This is a genomic window from Belnapia sp. F-4-1 (assembly GCF_000802185.1).
Classification (GTDB): Bacteria; Pseudomonadota; Alphaproteobacteria; order Acetobacterales; family Acetobacteraceae; genus Belnapia.
The window spans coordinates 4,709,494-4,727,214 of sequence record NZ_KN676113.1 but is presented as its reverse complement, the minus strand read 5'-3'; the positions used below and the strand labels follow the sequence as shown (position 1 = coordinate 4,727,214).

Here is a 17,721-nt window from a genome sequence, read left to right as displayed (position 1 = left end):
GCGGGTGTCCTCCCCCGGCCTGCGTTCAGCGCAGCAGGTTGGTGCGGGCCAGCTCCACCACCTCGCTGCCGCGGCCGCTGATGATGGCCTTCGCCAGGTAGATGCCGAAGCCCTTGGCCTGCTCGAAGGTGGTCTTGGGCGGCAGGCTCAGCTCCATGCGGTTGGTGACGACGTCCACCACCGCCGGGCCGGGATGGGCGAGGGCCTCCTGCAGGGCGCCGCGCAGCTCGGCGGGGTCCTCGACGCGCACGGCATGCATGCCGGTGGCGCGGGCCATGGCGGCGAAGTCGGGGTTCTTCAGCTCCGTCCCCGCGTCGAGGAAGCCGCCGGCCTTCATCTCCAGCTCGACGAAGCCGAGCGTGCCGTTGTTGACGATGACGATCTTGGCCGGCAGGTCGAGCTGGTTCAGCGTCAGCAGGTCGCCCATCAGCATGGCGAAGCCGCCATCGCCGGAGAGCGAGATGACCTGCCGGCCCGGATAGGCGGATTGCGCGCCGATCGCCTGCGGCAGCGCGTTCGCCATGGAGCCGTGCCAGAAGGAGCCGACCAGGCGGCGCTTGCCGTTCATGCTGAGGTAGCGGGCGGCCCAGACCGTCGGCGTGCCGACATCGCAGGTGAAGATGGCATCCTCGGCGGCGACCTCGTCGAGCACGCGGGCCAGGTATTGCGGGTGGATCGGCTTGCGGCCGGGATGGCCGACGGCGAGCTCGTCGAGGCCCTGGCGGGCGTCGCGGTAGTGGGCGAGCGCCTGGTCGAGGAAGCGGCGGTCCTCGCGCGGGGTGAGGCGGGGGAGCAGGGTGGCGATGGTCTGCTTCACGTCGCCGACCAGGCCGAGGTCGAGGCGCACGCGGCGGCCGAGATTCTCCGGGCGGATATCGACCTGCGCGACCTTGGCCTCGGTCGGGAAGAACTGCCGGTAGGGGAAGTCGGTCCCCAGCATCAGCAGCGTGTCGCACTCCATCATGGCATGGTAGCCGGAGGAGAAGCCGATCAGCCCCGTCATGCCGACATCGTAGGGGTTGTCGTACTCGACGAACTCCTTGCCGCGCAGGGCATGGACGACGGGCGCCTTCAGCGCGCCGGCCAGCGCCACCACCTCGTCATGCGCGCCGGCGCAGCCGCCGCCGCAGAGCATGGTGACGCGGCCGGCGCCGTTCAGCAGCTCGGCCAGCGATGCGACCTCGCCGGGGTCGGGCTGGACGATGGCGGGCGCGGGCGCGATCCAGCGGGAGGGGGAGGATTCCTCGGCCTCCTCCAGCGCCACGTCGCCGGGGATGACGATGACGGCGACGCCGCGCTTGCCGATCGCCTCGCGGATGGCGGTGTCGAGCACGCGGCCGATCTGCGAGACGGTCGCCACCGGGCTGACATAGTGGCTGCATTCGGCGAAGAGGTGGCGAGGGTCCGTCTCCTGGAAGTAGCCGCTGCCGATCTCGCCGGTCGGGATATGCGCGGCGATGGCGAGGACGGGGACGCGGCTGCGGTGGCAGTCGTAGAGCCCGTTGATGAGGTGCAGGTTGCCGGGGCCGCAGCTGCCGGCGCAGACGGCGAGCTGGCCGGTGAGATGCGCCTCGGCGCCGGCGGCGAAGGCGGCCGTCTCCTCGTGGCGGACATGCACCCAGTCGATCTCGCCCTTGCGGCGCAGGCTGTCGGTCAGGCCGTTCAGCGAATCACCGACCAGGCCGTAGATGCGCCGGACGCCGACCTTGTGCAGCGTGTCGGCGATGAGGTCGGCGACCGACTGGCGGGCCATCAGGCCTCGTCCTCTTCGTCGCCATCCTCCGCATCGACCTCGACGAGGAGGACGGCGTAGCTGTCGGGGTCGAAATCGGCGGAGTCGCCGGAGGATTTCGCCTCGGCGAGGCCCTGGTCCCAGAGGGCGGATTCCTGCTCGTTGGCGGCGCGGACGGTCAGGGGCTCCTCGCCGTCCCAGAGCGGCTCGCCATCCTCCTCGAAATCCTGCAGGTCGGGGCCGATGGAGTTGTTGGCGAGTTCCTCGGCGGCCTCGGTGCTCTTCTCGGGGAAGACGAGGAGGGGGCGGCCGGCGACCTCGATGGTGAACAGCGTCATGGCGTGGCTCCTTGGGATTCGGGCGGCAGCGGGCTCGGATGGCCGTGCTCGTCCATGGCGACGAAGGTGAAGACGCCTTCGGTGACCTTCTCCGGGCGGCGGCCCTGGCCGCGGCCGCGCGCCCAGGTCTCGACCTTGACGGTGACCGAGGTCTCGCCGCATCGGAGGGGGGTGCAGTAGCAGCTCACCTCGTCGCCGACCAGGATGGGGCGGAGGAAGCGCATGGCCTCGATGCCGATGGTGGCGACGCGGCCCTGGGCGCGCTCGGCGGCATAGCCGGCGCCGGCGAGGTCCATCTGCGACAGGGTCCAGCCGCCGAAGATGTCGCCCGAGGCATTGGCGTCGCGCGGCATGGCGATGGTCCGCAGCTGCGGGCCGCCTGCGGGGTCCGGTGGGGCGTCCGGCATGGGTGGTGGCTCCTTCGGTTCATCGCCCTAACTCGGGCGGTGGGGCTGCGTTCGCCCGCGTCGCGCAACCATCCGGAACTTCCGCCGCAGAGCGCGTTGCGCTGCCGCGGGGCGTGAAGGATTTCAGGTGGAACAGGTGGATTGCCTCGTCATCGGGGGCGGGCCGGCCGGGTTGACGGCGGCGCTCTATCTCGCGCGCTTCGGCCGGCATGTGCTGGTGGCGGATGCGGGGGAGCCGCGGGCGGCCTGGATTCCGGCGAGCCACAACATCCCCTTCTTCGCCGGGGGCATTCCGGGGACGGAGATCCTCGACCTGCAGCGGGAGCATCTGGCGCGGTACGGCATCCGGCCGGAGCCGGCGCGGGTGACGGGGTTGCGGCGGGAGGCGGGGGGCTTCGCCGCGGTGCTGGAGGCGGTGGACGGCGGCGCGCGGACGGTCGCGGCGCGGCGGGTGATGCTGGCGACGGGAGCGGTGGATGTGGAGCCGGAGCTGCCCGACCTGCCGGATGCGGTGCGGCGCGGCCTGGTGCGCTACTGCCCGATCTGCGACGGGCATGAGTCGCGCGGGCGGCGCATCGCGGTCATCGGCCATGGTGCGCATGGGCTGGGCGAGGCGGCCTTCATCGCCCGCACCTATTCGGGGGATGTGACGCTGCTGACGCTCGGCCGGCCGCTCGCGCTGGATGAGGCGGAGCGCGAGGTGGTGGCGCGGCATCGCATCAGGCTGGTGGAGGAGCCGGTGACGGGGCTCGACATCCGCGACGGGCGGATCGCGGCGCTGCGCGGCGGCGGGGCGGAGCATCGGTTCGAGGTGCTGTATTCGGCGCTCGGGCTGCATTACCGGTCGGAGCTGGCGCTGAGCCTCGGTGCCGAGCGGGATGAATCGGGGGCGTTGCTGGTCGATCAGCATTGCCAGACCACGGTGCGAGGGCTCTATGCGGCGGGCGACATCGTGCGGGGGCTCGACCAGATCGTGGTCGGGATGGGGCATGCGGCGGTGGCCGCGACGCATATCCACAATCGCTGCGAGATGCCGACGGAGGATGAAGAGGGCGGGGTGTGACCCGGCTCAGCTCTCGAAGAAGGGCGTCTCCTCCTCCGCGCTGCCGCGGAGGAGGATGTCAAAGCGGTAGCCGCCGGCATTGTCGGGCGCGGCGAGCAGGTGGCGGCGGCGTGGGGGTGGGACCAGGGCGAGCACCGGGTCCGCCGCATTGGCCTCGGCGAATTGCGGGAAGAAGAGCGTCGTCGCCACCGGCTGCATGAGGCCGGAGGCCATCACCAGCAGGTCCAGATGCGGGGCGCGGTCGAGGAAGCCGCCGGGCAGCAGGGTGTGGAACTCGTAGCGGCCCTCGGCATCCGTGCGGGCACGGCCCCAGCCGAGGAAATCGGGGTCGGCCTGCTGCCAGTCCGGGTCGGCGGGGTGGCGGAAGCGGCCGGCGGCATCGGCCTGCCAGGCTTCGAGGATGGCGTTGACGCAGGGGAGGCCGCCTTCGCGCAGCACGCGGCCATGCAGGCGGATGGGGATGCCGCGGCGGCTGGGCGGCGCGTCGGGCGTGATGCGCGTGAGGTCGTTGTCGCCCTCGCGGCAGAAGGCCGCGGGGAAGAAGGGGCCGATGGTGTGGGAGGAGAGCGGCGTCATGGCAGCGTGGGCGTGGCGCGGCGGCCGCGCAGGACGATGTCGTGGCGGTAGCCGAGCCAGCCGGAGCCGATCTCGGCCGGCGGCAGGGCGCGGGCGATCAGGCGCTCGCGGGCGGCGGCGCCGGGGACGGCCATGAGGATGTGGTCGAGCGGGTTCAGCGGGTCGCCGGGGAAGAACATCTGCGTCACCAGGCGGGAGAGAGTGGCGGGGCCGAGGACGGAGAAATGGACATGGGGCGGGCGCCACCACACCGCCTCGCCGGGCACGGGATAGGCGCCGGGGCGGATGGTGAAGAAGCCGTAGCGGCCCTCGGCATCGGTGCGGACGCGGCCGTTGCCGATGAAATGCGGGTCGAGCGGGGCTGAGCGGGTGTCGTTGGCATGGGCGTAGCGGCCGGCGGCATTGGCCTGCCAGAGCTCCACGACGGCGTCGGGGATGGGGCGGCCATCCTCGTCGAGCACCTGGCCGGCGATGTGGATGAGCTGGCCGAGGGCGGGGCGGCCGGGGGTGGGTTCCGCCAGGTTGGCCTCGCCGCAGGGCAGCTTGTGGTGGAGGGCGAGCGGGCCGGTGACCTCGGTGCGGCCGGGCGGGCGGCGGATGAGGGGCTGGCTCGGTGTGTGGGTGAAGGTGCCCGGGTAGCCGGGCGTCGGGACGATGGGGGCGATGCCGAGCGGCAGGGGGCCGAAGCGGGCCGGCAGCGCGTCCTCTGGCATCGGGTCCTCCCCCTGCGTGTTGCCGAGGAGCATGCCCGAGCCGATGCTGCGGGGAAAGCAGCGGGAGGCGGCCATGGAGCGGGGGGTTGCGGCGCATGGCGCGGCGCGGATCGCCTGGCAGGCGGAGGGCAGGGGCGCGCCAGTGCTGCTGCTGCCCTCGCTCGGGCGGGGGGCGGAGGATTTCGATGCGGTCGCGCCGATGGTGGCGGCGGCGGGGTTCCGGGTGGTGCGGCCGGAGCCACGGGGCATCGGCGGCTCCGAGGGGCCGATGGAAGGGCTGACGCTCTACGACCTCGCCGAGGATGCGGCGGCGGCGCTGGCGGCGGCAGGCGTCGGCAGTCCGGCGGTGGTCGCCGGGCATGCCTTCGGCAATTGGGTGGCGCGGGCGATGGCGGTGGTAAGGGCGCCGGTGGTGCGGGGCGTGGCGTTGCTGGCGGCCTCGATCGACACGGTGCTCGACCCGGCGGTGCGCGCCTCGATCGATGGCAGCTTCGACCCCCGCTTGGGCGAGGCGGAGCGGCTGCGGCATCTGCAACGGGGGTATTTCGCGCCGGGGCATGATGCGCGGGTATGGCTCGCCGGCTGGCATGCGCCGGTCGCGCGGATGCAGCGGGCAGCGACGGCGGCGACGGATGCCGCCTGGAAGCGCGTCGCCGAGCGGGTGCCGGTGCTCTATGTCGCGGCGGCGGAGGATACCATCGCGCCGGTGCCGAGCGAGGCCAGGTTGCGCGAGGCGCTGGGGCCGCGGGTGGAGATGGTCGTCGTCGCGCGGGCGGGGCATGCGCTGCTGCCCGAGCAGCCCGAGGCGGTGGCGCGGGCGCTGATCGGATTCGCGGGAAAGGTACAGGAATGAGCTTCGAGGGGCTGGAGTGCTTCACCGTCGAGATCGCGGAGCATGTCGCCACCGTCACCATGCGGCGGCCGCCGGTGAATGCGCAGAATGCGCGCTTCCGCGAGGAGATCACCGGCATCTTCGACGCGCTGCACGACATGGCGGAGGTGCGGGCCATCGTGCTGACGGGGGCGGGGCGGGCCTTCTCGGCGGGGGCGGATCTGAAGGAGCGGCCGGGGCTTTCCGGCAAGCCTGGGGCCTATCCGCGGCACAACCGAATGGTGCGGGCGGGTTTCGACTGCGTGGCGGAATGCGGCGTGCCGGTGATCGCGGCGATCAACGGCGCGGCGATCGGGGCGGGCTGCGTGCTGGCGCTCTCGGCCGATATCCTGGTGGCGGCGGAGAGCGCCTTCCTGTCCATGACCGAGGTGGATGTCGGGCTGGCCGGGGGTGTGCGGCATGTGCGGCGGCATTTCGGCGAGTCGGATGCGCGGCTGATGATCATGACGGCGCGGCGCATCACCGGGCCGGAGCTGCTGCGGATGAACGTCGTCTCGGCCTGCGTGCCGGATGCGGCGCTGATGGAGACGGCGATGGGCATCGCGCGCGAGATCGCGCAGAAGGTGCCGCTCGCGGTGCGGGCGGCCAAGCGCTCCTTCCAGGTGACGGAGGAGTTGCCGTTGCAGGACGGCTATCGCTTCGAGCAGTCGCAGACCGTGGCGCTGGCCGGGACGGAGGATACGCAGGAGGCACAGCGCGCCTTCGCCGAGAAGCGCAAGCCCGTGTTCAAGGGACGGTAATCCGCCCCCCCTGGTTGAACTCCGCGGCCGGCCGCCGCAGGATGCGGCCGCGGCCCCGGCGAGAGGGCTTGGGGGAACATTCAGGTCCATGCGCATCACGGCCGTCGAAACCTCGGTCCTGTCCATGCCCTTCACCATGGGCGGGCCGCATGGACGATTCGCCGGGCAGCTCTGGGACCGGATGGAGGTGCTGCTCGTCCGCGTCGAGACGGAGGACGGGCTGGTCGGCTGGGGCGAGGCCTTCGGCCATGCGGCGATCCCGACCACGAAGGCGGCGCTCGAGAGCATCGTCGCGCCGCTGGTGCTGGGGCAGGACTCGGGCGACATCAACGGGCTCTCGCGGCGGGTGCTGCACGGGACGCATCTGCTCGGGCGGAACGGGGCCTTCGTCTATGCCTTCTCGGGCATCGAGATCGCGCTCTGGGACATCATGGGCAAGCGCTGCGGGCAGCCGGTCTGGCGGCTGCTGGGGGGCGCGGCGCCGGAGCGGCTGCCGGCCTATGCGAGCCTGCTCTCCTATGGCGGGGATCTCGATCTCGTCGCGCGGAACACGGCGGAGGCGGCGGCGCGGGGCTACCGGCACATCAAGCTGCATGAGGTGACGCGGGAGGCGGTGGTGGCCGCGCGGCGCGCGGCGCCGGGGGCGGCGATCATGCTCGACGTGAACTGCGCCTGGACGCCGCCGGTCGCGCGGGAGATGGCGCGGTCGCTGGCCGGCGAGGGACTGTTCTGGCTGGAGGAGCCGGTCTGGCCGCCGGAGGATGCGGCGGGGCTCGCCGGGTTGCGGCAGTACGGGATTCCGTTGTCGGCGGGGGAGAACACGGCGGGGCTGTTCGGCTTCAAGGCGCTGATCGAGGCGGGCGCGATCGACTATGCGCAGCCGAGCGTCACCAAGGTCGGCGGCATCGGCGAGATGCGCAAGGTGATCGCGCTCTGCGAGGCGCATGGCGTCACCGTCATGCCGCACAGCCCGTATTTCGGGCCGGGGCTCGTCGCCACCATCCATGTCGCGACGGCGCTGGTCGAGCGGCCGATGGTCGAGGTGCTGTGGCTCGAGATGGAGCCGAACCCCTTCGACCCCTGGGTGCGCTGTCCGGACGGGACGGTCGCGGTGCCGCGCGGGCCGGGGCTCGGGGTGGAGCCGGATCCGGCCTTGCTTGCACAGGTGACGCGTGGGGCGCCGGTGCGCATCGCGCTGTGAACGAAGAAGCATAAGGGAGAGACACCCATGATCATCACTCGCCGAGGCTTAGGCCTGGCAGCCGCCGCGACCAGCCTTTCGATGCCGGCCGTCGCACAGAACGAGCCGATCAAGATCGGCTGGCTCGCCGCCATGACGGGGCCGAGCTCGGCGCCGGCGATCGGCTTCAATCGCGGCGTGATGTGGGCGGCGGAGGCGATCAACAACTCGGGCGGGGTGAAGGGGCGGAAGGTCGAGATCATCACCCGCGACACTCAGGGCGACCCGACCAAGGCAGTGAACGCGACGCAGGAGATGATCAGCCAGCTCCGCGTGCATGCGATCTGGGGGCCGACCAATTCCGGCGAGTCGCTGGCCGTCACCGCGATCATGGCGCGGGCGAAGATGCCGAACATCCATCCCTGCGTCGTGGACAGCCTGATCGACCCGGTGAAATACCCGAATGCCTTCCGCATCGCGCCCTCCAACACGCAATGGGACGATGCGGTGCGCAGCTATACGCTGAACATCGCCAAGGTGAAGAAGGTCGCGGTGATCGGCGATACGACGGGCTATGGCGTGTCGGCGGCGAATGCCTCGGCTGCGGCCTTCCAGAAGGATGGGGCGGAGGTCGTCACCAAGGCGAATATCGACGCGACTCAGCCGGACATGACGCCCGACATGCTGCGGGCTCGGAATGCGGGGGCGCAGGCGATTATTATCTGGAGCGTCTCAACTGGGATGATCGCGCGACTGCTGAACACGCGGGCGGCGATGGGCTGGGACGTGCCCTTCATCGGCCATCCGGCCCTGGCCTCCGGGGAGATCGGCGCGCTGATCGACAAGCCGGCCAATTGGGAGAAGGTCTATGCCATCGGCTACAAGAGCTGCAGCTACGACGCCTCCGGCAAGCTGCCGCCGCGCAACCAGGAGCTGGTGCAGCGGCTGCAGGGCAAGGTGAACCTGCAGGATACGCTGCTCTGGTGGGTCGCCTGCGGGATCGATGCCGTCGAGCTGGTGACGAAGGCGGTGGAGGCGACGGGGGCGACGAGCAACCAGGCAATCATCGCCCACTGGAATTCGCTGAAGCAGTATCCGGGCTATTTCGGCGAGTACAGCTTCACCGCGCAGGACCACAACGGCTACCCCGTCTCCGACGTGGTGATGTCGGCGGCGTCCACGGGGAAGAACGGTACCTTCGCGCTGGCGCCGGGCTACGGCTGAGCCGCATGCTCGCCTCGATCCTGGCCTCGGGCCTGGCGGTGGGCGCGGTCTACGCGCTGATCGGCATCACCTACAACACCATGTTCTCGACCTCGCGCGTGATGAGCTTCACCGCGGGGCAGCTCGGGATGCTGGGGGGCGTGTTCGGCTCGCTCTTCGTGCTGCGGCTCGGGCTGCCGGTGCCGCTCGGGCTGCTGGCGACGCTCTCCTGCTGCGCGCTGCTCGGCGTGGTAACGGAGGTGGTGGCGGTGCGGCCGGTGCTGAAGAGCCTCGACCAGCATCTCTACGTGCTCTCGACCCTGGCCGTCGCGCTGCTGATCCAGCATGCGACGGCACTGGAATGGAGCACGGAGCCGCAGCCTTTCCCCAGGCTCGTCGGGATCGGGGCGGGTATCTGGGACGAGAAATACTGGCTGCCGGTCGTGGCCTGCGCGGCAACCATCCTCGGGCTGGAATATCTCTACCGCTATACGCTGGTGGGGCGGGCCTTCGTCGCCATCGCCGAGGATAATTTCGCGGCGCGCGCGCTCGGCCTGCCGGAGCGGAACTTGCGGATGGCGAGCTACGCGCTGGCCGGCGCGGTGGGGGCGCTGGCGGGCTTCGCCGGCGGGCAGCTGCTGCTGGCCTTCTTCGCCAACGGGCCGTTGCTAAACTTCTATGGGTTTATCCCCGTGGCGCTCGGGGGCTTGGGGAACAACCGGGGGGCGGTGATTGGCGGGCTGCTGCTCGGGCTGTTCCAGCAGGCGGCCAACTTCATGGTGGGGGGCATCTTCTCCTCGGTGGCGGTCTTCACCCTCTTCATCATCGTGTTGCTGGCGCGGCCGCAGGGGATGTTCGGGGCGCCAGCGGCGCGGAGGGTGTGAGGATGGCGAAGCTCTGGCCTTTCCTCGCGCTGCTGGCGCTTGCCCTGGCGCTGCCGCTGACGGGCAACGAGTACTGGGCGCTGATCGCCACGCGGGCCTGCATCTACTGGGTGCTGGTTGCGGGGCTCAACCTGATCGTCGGCTTCGCCGGGCAGCTGGCCATTGGCTATGTCGCGCTGCTGGCGATCGGGGCCTACACCGCCAGTGTCCTTACGGCGGGGACCGTGATGGAACCGCTGCCGGCTTTCGCGGCGCTCGGCATCGCAGCGGCGGCGGGGGCTGTCGCGGGCGTCGTCGTCGGATTGCCGGCGCTCAGGCTGCGGACCTTCTACTTCGCCATGACGACGCTTGGCTTCGCCACCATCGTCACGCAGATCACGCTCGCCTGGCAGGATGTGACGGGGGGCGGCATCGGAATCCCCGGGCCGAGCCTGCCAGCGCCGATGGATACGGCCTGGGGGTTCTACTATTTCTGCCTCGGCGTTGCGGTGGTCTGCACCTGGGCGACGGCGAACCTGGCGCGGAGCCGGTTCGGGCGGGCGCTGGTCGCGATCAGGGACTCGGAAGTGGCGGCGGAGGCGAGCGGCATCGCCAAGCCGCGGCTGCTGGCGCTGGTCTTCCTACTGGCCGGCGCATTGGCCGCTTTCGCGGGCGGGTTGTTCGCCACCTTGCAGACATACATCACGCCGGATGCCTTCACCTTCGACCTGTCGCTTCTCTTCTTCATCGCCGTCCTGATCGGCGGGCGCGGCTCGATCCTCGGGCCACTGCTCGGAACCATATTGCTAACCCTGTTGCCGGAGGTGGCGGCGCCGCTCGCGGCCTGGTCGACCTTTCTCTATGCGGCGCTGCTGCTGGTGATCGTGCTGGCGATCCCGGGCGGGATCGCGGCGCTGCTGGATCGGAGCGGGCGGCGGCCGCTACCGGAGGACCGCGCGATCCGGCCGCAGGAGGCGGCGCTCAGGACGCTGATCGGGGAGCGGGGGGAGCGGGCGGTGCTCTCGCTCAAGGGGATCGTGCTGGCCTTCGGCGGCGTCAGGGCGATCGACGGGATCGACCTCGATTTGCGGCAGGGTGAGGTGCATGGGCTGATCGGGCCGAATGGCAGCGGCAAGACGACGACGCTCAACGTCATCTCCGGCTACTACCGGCCCCAGGAGGGGGCGATGACGCTCGCCGGGGCGGAGCTGTCGGCGGGGCGGCCTTCGGGGCGGGCGGCGAGGGGAATCGCCCGGACCTTCCAGACGCCGCGGATGATCGGCGAGGCGACCGTGCTCGAGAATGTCATGATCGGGGCGACTGTCGAGGGCAAGGCGGGCTTCCTCGAGGCGCTGCTGTCGCTGCCAAGGCAGCGGGCGGAGGAGCGCGTGATGGCGGACCGGGCGCGGCTGGCGCTGGAGGCGGTCGGGCTCGGGGGGCTCGCAGAGGCGCGGGCGGACCGGTTGCAGCATAGCGAGTTGCGCTTCATGGAGATTGCGCGCGCCCTGATGCTGCGGCCGGAATTCCTGATGCTGGACGAGCCGGCGGCGGGGCTCTCCGTTGAGGAGATCAAGCGGCTCGGCAACCTGATCCGCGTCATCAGCCGGCAGGGGGTGGGGGTGCTGCTCGTCGAGCACCATGCGGACCTGATCTTCGATATCTGCGACCGCGTGACCGTGCTCAATCTCGGGCGGGTGCTGGCGGCGGGGACGCCGGCCGAAATCCGCGTCCACAAGGAGGTGGTCAGTGCCTATCTCGGAGCATAAGCCGCTGCTGGAGGTGAGCGGCCTCTGCTCCGGCTACGGGAAGATCGCGGTGCTGCACGGCATCGACCTGCGGGTCGGCGCGGGCGAGGTGGTGTCGCTGCTCGGGCCGAACGGGGCGGGAAAGACGACGCTGCTGCGCGCCATCTCCGGCCTGCTGCCGCCGAGTGCGGGGCGGGTGCGGTTCGATGGCGTGGAGCTGACGGGGAGTGATCCGCGCGCAGCGGTACGGCAGGGCTTGGTGCATGTGATCGAGGGGCATCGGGTCTTCACCCAGATCTCCGTCACCGACAACCTGCTGCTGGCCGGCTACGACGTGCCGCGGGCCGAGCGGATGCGGCGGGTGGAAGAGGCGCTCGAATATTTCCCCGAGATCGCGGCGAAGCGGCAGGACAAGGGCGGCGCGCTGAGTGGCGGACAGCAGCAGATGCTGGCAGTCGCGCAGGGGCTGGTGCAGCGGCCGCGGCTTCTGATGCTGGACGAGCCCTCGGCCGGGCTGTCGCCAGTGCTGGTGGACCGGGTGCTCGGCGTGGTGCGGGCGCTGCGGGAACGTGGGACGGCGGTGCTGCTGGTGGAGCAGCTGATCGAGAAGGCGCTGGCGGTCTCGGACCGCGTGGTGGCGATGGCGCAGGGCCACTTGGTGCTGGAGGCGCGGGCAGACGAGCCTGATCTGCCACACCGACTGGAGCTGGCCTATTTTGGCCAGGAAGTCCCGTCAGCGCTGCATGGTTAGCTCTGGAAGATTTAGCGATCTCGTATGCCCGTCGGACTTGTTTCGACTAAGCTTTGGAAGGAGACGGCTCGACTGATTTTCAGCTCGTCAATCAGTTCGAATTTGCTCTACGCTTTTAATTTCCATGAGCGAGCTGAATTTATGATAGGGCTTTCCTAAACCTGGAATGAAAAGCTGCAAGACTTCGAGGCGACCCTGCATGGGGGTCATCTTTCGGTTGTATTGGACAGACGACTCCGTGATCGAGCCATGCGGAGCGGCTATATCCCGTGGGTCATTCTGCTTGGCTTCGACCTGTTTACCTCATCCTTTCCACACCTTAAGCGGACCATCGGTCACCTCAGCACAGACAACGGCATTCACTTCGCTCCACTCGTAAAGAATGGCAGCAAAGATCCGGGCACAATATCCCAACGAGTAGCCGTGCCTTTCAGCAAAAGTTTTCATGATCTGATAATATTCGTACTCGAACCACCATGGACCGTCGGCGCCGATCACCGAGGGTGATTTGGAAATGTCGATGAAGCGGTACAACACTGTACCTTGGGCTATTTCTGTTTCCCTGGGCCATAAGCCCTTTGCTGCGTGTTGGTGGCTACCGGACCAATAAGTGCTGTTGCTAAAACGTTTCATTTAGCGCCTGCCGCCTTGCATAGCGTGAGGCTGGTGATTTGCATATGGCCAATCGCATCTAAGCAACGATCAAAGCCAAGATAGCGGTTTGCGTTCTTTTTTGCGCTGGTTTCCATCGCACGGCAGAGCTTTTAATTTCGGTTATCAAACAATTTGGTTGGGAGCGGCGAGATCGGCTCCGCCTTCAGGGTTACGACGCGCCGCAGGAGAGAAAGCCCCATGTCGGGTGACCAAGTGATCGGCCCCTCCACAGACAGGCCGGCGGGCGCCGGCGGCTCGATGCTTCACCGCGAATTTCCTGATCTTCGGCACGGGCCACATGGCCGATCCGGCGAGGCGGCCAGAGTTCGCCCCCCTGGTCCCCCAGACCTACCTGTAAGGCGATCCGTTCTGGCCGGGAGCGGGCATGAAGCAGGCGGAACCGGCCGCCTGACCGGACCGGGCGCCGGGTTCCGATTTCTGAGAGCGCCGTGCAGGGGCTTGCCCGGCCTTGTGGTGCATCCATTGCTTCAACTACCCGGCGACGCTCAGCCCTGGGAAGCTGACCTAGGACATCCCCGCCGTCACCGCTGGCGCCAAGCGGCTGGCGGAGCCAATTACCCAGGCTGTATCCGTCGAGGACCGGGCGGCGCATTATGTGGCGCTCAAGGCCTTCGCCACGCCGGGACCGTTGGGCGATGGATGGCTAGAATGGGATTACGGCATGGCCGAGGATGATTTGGTCGAGCGGCTGCTCGGCATCGAGCCAGGCTCGCCGCTCGCCGCGCTGCGGCTGCAGCGGGAGGCGATCCGGCAGCATGCGCAGGGCGCCTGGCGGGAGCTGGTGCTGACCCAGGTGCCGGGTGGCGTCAGTTCGCGGGAGCGGGCGGCGATCGCGCTGGCTGTAGCGCGGCAACAGGGGAATGCGGCACTTCTCGCCGAGTGCGAGGCGCTGGCGGCGCAGGTTGGGGCGCCGCCCGAGGGCGCGCGGACGGAAGTGCTGCTGCGCTATGCGGCGATGGTGGCCGAGGCGCCGGAGCGATGCGGGCAGGCGGATATCGACGCGCTGGTGGCCGCGGGGATGTCGTCGCAGGACATCGTGGCGGTGACGCAGCTCGTCGCCTTCATCCCGTTCCAGGTCACGCTGCTCGCCGGGTTGCGGGCAATGCAGGAGGAGGCGCGCGCATGACCCGCTTCACCATGCAGGAGGTCGGCTGGGAGCCGCGCATCCCGCCCGTCGAGGCGGAGAGCGCGACTCCCGAGCAGCTGGCGGCGCTGGAGGCCTGCCCGCCGGCGCAAAGGCGCTCGACCTATTTCCTGACCCTTGCTCAGGATCCGGCCTCGCTTGGCGAGCGGGGGGCGTTGTTTAACAGCGTGATGTATGCGCCGCGCGGGTTGCCGCGGGCGGAGCGCGAGTTGGCAACGGCGGTCGTCTCCATCGTCAATGGCTGCGTCTATTGTACCTCCGTCCATGCGCGGCGCTTCGCCGAGCTGAGCAAGGAGGTCGAGGTGATGGAGCGGCTGCTGGAGGCGGGGCTCGAGACGGAGTTGTCGCCGCGGCGGCGAGCGATCGTCGATTTCGCGGCGAAACTTACGCGAGAGCCGGAAGCCGTCGGGGCGGCCGATCTGACGCCGCTGCGGGAGGCGGGGCTCGACGATCTGGACCTGCTCGACCTCATCCACTCCATCGCCATGTTCGCCAATGCCAACCGGCTGATGCAGTCGCTCGGCCGGTCGGTGATGCCGTGATCCGCCGACGCGGGCTGCTGGCACAGGCGGTCTCGGGGCCGCTCGGGCGATAAGGTGGCCCTTGACAGCCGGGCAGCCGCTGCGCCGAACGGGGCGGATGGTACGGACTTCGGCGCGGTGCTGCGGCAGGGCATGGAGCGTCGGACAGGGGTGGTTGCGTTGCTCAACATCAAGCGCGACTGAGCAGCAGCGCCTCCACCGCTGTGCGGTCAGGAGTTTCGCCGTCTCGCGCGCGCAATGCCCCGGCGGCGGAGGCAAAGCGCATCGCATCCGGCAGGGACATGCCTTCGGCAAGGGCCAACGCATAGGCGCCATGGAAAACGTCGCCCGCGCCGGCGGTGTTGGTCGCCTCTACAGGGAAGGCTGGGGTTTCGGCGGGGGTCTCCATCCCCTCCGCCAGCCAGAGCGTGCCGTGCTCGCCGCGGGTAACGGCGGCGAGCCTGGCACCGGAGGCGAGCGCCCGGCGCAGGCCCTCGGCGGGTGCCACGCCTGGGGCGAAGATTTGCAGGCCTGGCTGCGAGAAGATCGCGTGATCGACCAGTGGGACCAGGGTGGCCAGGAGTCGGGCCTCGCTCTTCTCCGCGTCGAGGACGCTCGGGATGCCGAGCCGGCGGGCGGCGAGGAGGGCTGCCTCGGCGGCGCGGGGCCAGCGCGGGTCGCAGAGCAGGGCGCCAGCCTCACCGAGTGTTTCCATCGGCAGGATGCTCGGGTCGAGGTCGAGCCCCTCGCCGCGGAAGGCGATGACCACCCGCTCGCCAACCGGGTCCAGTAGCACGGCGGAGACGGGGGTGCGGGCACCAGGGACGATGCGGATGGCGCCCGTATCGACGCCGAAGCCGGCCAACTCCTCGGCCAGCGGGGCGCCGTTGCGGTCATCGCCGACGCGGCCCCAAAAGCGGACCTGGCCGCCGAGCCGGGCCACGGCGATGGCGGCGTTGGCGGCGAGCCCGCCGACGCCCAGGCTGTAGCGCCGAGCCACCTGCTTCGCCGGCGGCTGGGGGACATCTTCCACCCAGAAGGTGTGATCGGCGACAAGATGGCCAAGACAGATGATGATGGGCATGGACCCGCAGTCTACCAGCGGGGGCGGCTAATCGATGCGGATATTCGCCATCCGCACCATCCCCGCAAAGAAGGTGATCTGCTGGTCACGGAAGATACCGAACTCCTCGGGCGTATTGCCTCGGGTAAGGGCGCCGAGTCCGGTGAGGCGCTCCAGCACCGGCGGGTCGGCGATGACAGCGTTCAGCGCTGAATTATAATCCTTGATGAGGCCCGGCGGCGTATTGGCGGGAGCGAAGAAGCCGTTCCACTCCCAGGTCTCGTAGCCTGGAAGCGTGTCGGCGAAGACGGGGACGCCGGACAGGATGTCGATCGGGGTCGGGCCGGTCAGGGCAATGCAGCGCACTTGGCCGGATTGCAGCAGCGGCAGGGTGTTCGGTACGTTGCTAAATTGTAGCGGGATGCGGCCGGTGGTCAGGTCGTTGCGAGCACTGGCCATCTCGCGATAAGCGACATGGGCGATCTCGATACCCGCCCTGTGGTTCAGCAGCTCGAGTGAGACGTGCTGGGCGGTGCCGATGCCCGTGGTGGCGCAGGCGAGTTCGCCAGGCCGGGATTTGGACAGGGCTATGAGGTCGGGCACGGTCCGGGCAGGGAAGACGCTGTTCGCCATCAGCGTGTTCGGCGTGACCATGGCGAGGAAGACCGGCAGCAAGTCCCGTCGCGTGTCATAGGGCAGGCGGGAGCCGAAGAGCGCCGGGTTCACCGAATGCGCGGTCGCGTCGTAGAGCAGGGTCGTGCCGTCGTCGGCGGCACGGGCGACGGCTTGGGCGGCGATGGTGCCGGCGGCGCCGGGCCTATTCTCCACCACGACCGAGAGGCCGAGGCGCGGGCCAAGCGCGGCGCAGAGGATGCGGCAGACGACATCGGCCGTGCCGCCAGCGCTGTAGGCGTTGACGACGCGGAGGGTTCGGCCCTCGGCGCGGGCGAGTGCGGGCGCCATCAGGGCGGCAGCGAGCAAGCGGCGGCGGTTCATGGTTGCTCCGTCAGGCGGCGCCATCGGGGAGGAGAGGGACCGCCTGGCGCACCTGCTCTGCGACCTGCACCTCGTCGGACGGCGGACGCCGGACGCCGGACGAGCGGTATCAGAATATGTGGTTCGCCGAGGACCGTGCCGACCGGCATGCCGGTTGCCTCCAACAGCCTGGCCCGAATCTGGGCCTCGGCCGGGTGGGCCAGGGTTGCAGCCTTGATCCTGCTTCATCCGCTTCTGAGCCCAACCTGCCAGCGAGGATGACAGGATCTCGCTGGCCGCCAAGCACTTTGTGCTTTCCTGCAACGGAGGAAATGGCTTCCATTAAGATGAAACAATCTGGCGCCAGGTGGAAATCGGGGTGAGGGGTGATTCCACCGGTGCCTGCTTTGCTCTAAGGACGGCACATGGAACTGACCTCCGAGCAGATCGCCGCGGCACGGGCCCGTGGCTGTACCTTCCTGCCGGCGACCGAGGAGCAGGTCGCACGGCTGACCATGCAGCGCCGCATCTTCACCATCGACGGGCAGCCGCATGTCGCCATTCGCCAGGATGAGGCGGTGAAGGAGACGCATGGTGCTGTGGCGCTGCTGATCGAAGGCGGCACGCCGCGGTCGGACGAGACGAGCCAGCAGGCGGCTGCGGCAGAAGCCGAGGTGACGCTGGAATTGGCCGGCGAGACGGCTGCAGGCCGTGGCGGCGCCCAGGTGGTACGCCGTGCGACCCGGCCACGCGCCCCCTGGCGCGGCGCCAAGCGCGGCGCCTAACCCAAGGCGCCGAGGGCCTTTCGGCCCTTGGCGAGGAAAGTATGAGAGGGGCGGCGCCCTTCATTAATTTACGCGGTCTTTATACGAACCGCATCTGTCTCACATGGAGGCTTGCGCCCCTCGGCGCGCAGTCTCCCGCCCGGACCGGACCTTTTGTCCCGGCACGGAGCGACCCATGCTTGATCTCGTATTGCTGGCCCTCGGACTGGGCCTGTTCGCCTTGCTGGCAGCCTATGCCGCAGCCTGTGAGCGCGTATAGCGGCCATGATGGAGCTTATCCTCGGCGGTACGGTTACGGCCGGGCTGCTGCTCTACCTTCTCCTGGCTCTGCTTCGGCCGGAGGACCTTTGACCCC

Annotated in this window: 21 protein-coding genes; 13 read left to right on the top strand and 8 right to left on the bottom strand. The window is 69.5% G+C overall.

What is annotated here, in order from left to right; all coding sequences use genetic code 11:
• Positions 1-25: 25 nt before the first annotated feature.
• From poxB to LH62_RS22280, 3 genes are read right to left on the bottom strand one after another with little or no spacing between them, the layout of a single operon-like run.
• Entirely contained in the window at positions 26-1,753 is a 1,728-nt protein-coding gene (gene poxB / locus LH62_RS22290; RefSeq protein WP_043364360.1) for a ubiquinone-dependent pyruvate dehydrogenase, read from the bottom strand.
• Positions 1,753-2,070, bottom strand: a complete 318-nt coding sequence (locus LH62_RS28660; RefSeq protein ID WP_052214820.1) for a hypothetical protein — start codon at positions 2,068-2,070, stop codon at positions 1,753-1,755. Before LH62_RS28660 ends, poxB begins: the two co-directional genes overlap by 1 nt.
• On the bottom strand, positions 2,067-2,477 hold the full coding sequence (locus tag LH62_RS22280) for an acyl-CoA thioesterase (RefSeq protein WP_043364358.1): 411 nt from the start codon (positions 2,475-2,477) through the stop codon (positions 2,067-2,069). The genes LH62_RS28660 and LH62_RS22280 overlap by 4 nt, the downstream gene beginning before the upstream one ends.
• A 127-nt stretch (positions 2,478-2,604) precedes the next feature.
• Here LH62_RS22280 and LH62_RS22275 point away from each other — a divergent pair, with 127 nt between their 5' ends.
• On the top strand, positions 2,605-3,540 hold the full coding sequence (locus LH62_RS22275; protein WP_043364357.1) for an NAD(P)/FAD-dependent oxidoreductase: 936 nt from the start codon (positions 2,605-2,607) through the stop codon (positions 3,538-3,540).
• Between the two features lie 6 nt (positions 3,541-3,546).
• On the opposite strand, the gene pcaG is transcribed toward LH62_RS22275, so the two are convergent.
• Both pcaG and LH62_RS22265 read right to left on the bottom strand, forming a co-directional pair.
• Entirely contained in the window at positions 3,547-4,116 is a 570-nt protein-coding gene (gene pcaG / locus LH62_RS22270) for a protocatechuate 3,4-dioxygenase subunit alpha (RefSeq protein WP_043364356.1), read from the bottom strand.
• Complete coding sequence (locus tag LH62_RS22265; RefSeq protein ID WP_082012726.1) at positions 4,113-4,829, bottom strand: hypothetical protein; 717 nt, start codon at positions 4,827-4,829, stop codon at positions 4,113-4,115. The genes pcaG and LH62_RS22265 overlap by 4 nt, the downstream gene beginning before the upstream one ends.
• Before the next feature lie 31 nt (positions 4,830-4,860).
• Between LH62_RS22265 and LH62_RS22260 the strand changes: the two genes are divergently transcribed.
• The 7 genes from LH62_RS22260 to LH62_RS22230 all read left to right on the top strand — a co-directional run bounded on the left by LH62_RS22260 (position 4,861) and on the right by LH62_RS22230 (position 12,203).
• Positions 4,861-5,682, top strand: a complete 822-nt coding sequence (locus LH62_RS22260; RefSeq protein ID WP_304413366.1) for an alpha/beta fold hydrolase — start codon at positions 4,861-4,863, stop codon at positions 5,680-5,682.
• On the top strand, positions 5,679-6,461 hold the full coding sequence (locus LH62_RS22255) for an enoyl-CoA hydratase/isomerase family protein (RefSeq protein ID WP_043364355.1): 783 nt from the start codon (positions 5,679-5,681) through the stop codon (positions 6,459-6,461). Before LH62_RS22260 ends, LH62_RS22255 begins: the two co-directional genes overlap by 4 nt.
• A gap of 88 nt (positions 6,462-6,549) precedes the next feature.
• Positions 6,550-7,662, top strand: coding sequence for a mandelate racemase/muconate lactonizing enzyme family protein (locus tag LH62_RS22250; RefSeq protein ID WP_043364353.1), 1,113 nt, complete (start codon positions 6,550-6,552; stop codon positions 7,660-7,662).
• A gap of 27 nt (positions 7,663-7,689) precedes the next feature.
• A complete protein-coding gene (locus LH62_RS22245; RefSeq protein WP_201445570.1) occupies positions 7,690-8,865 on the top strand; it encodes an ABC transporter substrate-binding protein in 1,176 nt (391 codons plus the stop codon).
• Between the two features lie 5 nt (positions 8,866-8,870).
• Positions 8,871-9,728, top strand: coding sequence for a branched-chain amino acid ABC transporter permease (locus tag LH62_RS22240; RefSeq protein ID WP_043364352.1), 858 nt, complete (start codon positions 8,871-8,873; stop codon positions 9,726-9,728).
• 2 nt (positions 9,729-9,730) lie between these two features.
• On the top strand, positions 9,731-11,473 hold the full coding sequence (locus LH62_RS22235) for an ABC transporter permease subunit (RefSeq protein WP_052214819.1): 1,743 nt from the start codon (positions 9,731-9,733) through the stop codon (positions 11,471-11,473).
• Complete coding sequence (locus tag LH62_RS22230; protein WP_052214818.1) at positions 11,454-12,203, top strand: ABC transporter ATP-binding protein; 750 nt, start codon at positions 11,454-11,456, stop codon at positions 12,201-12,203. Before LH62_RS22235 ends, LH62_RS22230 begins: the two co-directional genes overlap by 20 nt.
• A 303-nt stretch (positions 12,204-12,506) precedes the next feature.
• Here LH62_RS22230 and LH62_RS30545 read toward each other — a convergent pair whose 3' ends face one another.
• Positions 12,507-12,836 carry a hypothetical protein gene (locus tag LH62_RS30545; RefSeq protein ID WP_144404601.1) on the bottom strand — a complete coding sequence of 110 codons (330 nt, stop codon included), beginning with the start codon at positions 12,834-12,836 and terminating at the stop codon, positions 12,507-12,509.
• 703 nt (positions 12,837-13,539) lie between these two features.
• Here LH62_RS30545 and LH62_RS28655 point away from each other — a divergent pair.
• From LH62_RS28655 to LH62_RS32440, 3 genes are read left to right on the top strand one after another with little or no spacing between them, the layout of a single operon-like run.
• The gene (locus LH62_RS28655; RefSeq protein ID WP_052214817.1) at positions 13,540-14,004 is read left to right on the top strand and encodes a hypothetical protein; all 465 of its coding nucleotides are present in this window, start codon (positions 13,540-13,542) and stop codon (positions 14,002-14,004) included.
• Positions 14,001-14,564, top strand: coding sequence for a peroxidase-related enzyme (locus LH62_RS22220; protein WP_043364351.1), 564 nt, complete (start codon positions 14,001-14,003; stop codon positions 14,562-14,564). Before LH62_RS28655 ends, LH62_RS22220 begins: the two co-directional genes overlap by 4 nt.
• Positions 14,565-14,618: 54 nt before the next feature.
• Positions 14,619-14,747, top strand: coding sequence for a hypothetical protein (locus LH62_RS32440; RefSeq protein WP_255360005.1), 129 nt, complete (start codon positions 14,619-14,621; stop codon positions 14,745-14,747).
• Here LH62_RS32440 and LH62_RS22215 read toward each other — a convergent pair.
• Entirely contained in the window at positions 14,734-15,627 is an 894-nt protein-coding gene (locus LH62_RS22215) for a PfkB family carbohydrate kinase (protein ID WP_043364350.1), read from the bottom strand. The genes LH62_RS32440 and LH62_RS22215 overlap by 14 nt on opposite strands.
• Before the next feature lie 27 nt (positions 15,628-15,654).
• Entirely contained in the window at positions 15,655-16,602 is a 948-nt protein-coding gene (locus LH62_RS22210) for a tripartite tricarboxylate transporter substrate binding protein (RefSeq protein WP_043364349.1), read from the bottom strand.
• Between the two features lie 404 nt (positions 16,603-17,006).
• Between LH62_RS22210 and LH62_RS22205 the strand changes: the two genes are divergently transcribed.
• Positions 17,007-17,366, top strand: a complete 360-nt coding sequence (locus LH62_RS22205) for a hypothetical protein (RefSeq protein WP_043364348.1) — start codon at positions 17,007-17,009, stop codon at positions 17,364-17,366.
• Between the two features lie 264 nt (positions 17,367-17,630).
• Entirely contained in the window at positions 17,631-17,717 is an 87-nt protein-coding gene (kdpF, locus tag LH62_RS32775; RefSeq protein WP_082012723.1) for a K(+)-transporting ATPase subunit F, read from the top strand.
• Positions 17,718-17,721 lie beyond the last annotated feature (4 nt).

Excerpts from the sequence above, each read along its gene's own strand:
- poxB (WP_043364360.1), bottom strand. The coding sequence starts at position 1,753 with ATGGCCCGCCAGTCGGTCGCCGACCTCATCGCCGACACGCTGCACAAG.
- LH62_RS28660 (WP_052214820.1), bottom strand. The coding sequence starts at position 2,070 with ATGACGCTGTTCACCATCGAGGTCGCCGGCCGCCCCCTCCTCGTCTTC.
- LH62_RS22280 (WP_043364358.1), bottom strand. The coding sequence starts at position 2,477 with ATGCCGGACGCCCCACCGGACCCCGCAGGCGGCCCGCAGCTGCGGACC.
- pcaG (WP_043364356.1), bottom strand. The coding sequence starts at position 4,116 with ATGACGCCGCTCTCCTCCCACACCATCGGCCCCTTCTTCCCCGCGGCC.
- LH62_RS22265 (WP_082012726.1), bottom strand. The coding sequence starts at position 4,829 with ATGCCAGAGGACGCGCTGCCGGCCCGCTTCGGCCCCCTGCCGCTCGGC.
- LH62_RS22260 (WP_304413366.1), top strand. The coding sequence starts at position 4,861 with ATGCCCGAGCCGATGCTGCGGGGAAAGCAGCGGGAGGCGGCCATGGAG.
- LH62_RS22255 (WP_043364355.1), top strand. The coding sequence starts at position 5,679 with ATGAGCTTCGAGGGGCTGGAGTGCTTCACCGTCGAGATCGCGGAGCAT.
- LH62_RS22250 (WP_043364353.1), top strand. The coding sequence starts at position 6,550 with ATGCGCATCACGGCCGTCGAAACCTCGGTCCTGTCCATGCCCTTCACC.
- LH62_RS22245 (WP_201445570.1), top strand. The coding sequence starts at position 7,690 with ATGATCATCACTCGCCGAGGCTTAGGCCTGGCAGCCGCCGCGACCAGC.
- LH62_RS22240 (WP_043364352.1), top strand. The coding sequence starts at position 8,871 with ATGCTCGCCTCGATCCTGGCCTCGGGCCTGGCGGTGGGCGCGGTCTAC.
- LH62_RS22235 (WP_052214819.1), top strand. The coding sequence starts at position 9,731 with ATGGCGAAGCTCTGGCCTTTCCTCGCGCTGCTGGCGCTTGCCCTGGCG.
- LH62_RS30545 (WP_144404601.1), bottom strand. The coding sequence starts at position 12,836 with ATGAAACGTTTTAGCAACAGCACTTATTGGTCCGGTAGCCACCAACAC.
- LH62_RS28655 (WP_052214817.1), top strand. The coding sequence starts at position 13,540 with ATGGCCGAGGATGATTTGGTCGAGCGGCTGCTCGGCATCGAGCCAGGC.
- LH62_RS22220 (WP_043364351.1), top strand. The coding sequence starts at position 14,001 with ATGACCCGCTTCACCATGCAGGAGGTCGGCTGGGAGCCGCGCATCCCG.
- LH62_RS22215 (WP_043364350.1), bottom strand. The coding sequence starts at position 15,627 with ATGCCCATCATCATCTGTCTTGGCCATCTTGTCGCCGATCACACCTTC.
- LH62_RS22210 (WP_043364349.1), bottom strand. The coding sequence starts at position 16,602 with ATGAACCGCCGCCGCTTGCTCGCTGCCGCCCTGATGGCGCCCGCACTC.
- LH62_RS22205 (WP_043364348.1), top strand. The coding sequence starts at position 17,007 with ATGGAACTGACCTCCGAGCAGATCGCCGCGGCACGGGCCCGTGGCTGT.
- kdpF (WP_082012723.1), top strand. The coding sequence starts at position 17,631 with ATGATGGAGCTTATCCTCGGCGGTACGGTTACGGCCGGGCTGCTGCTC.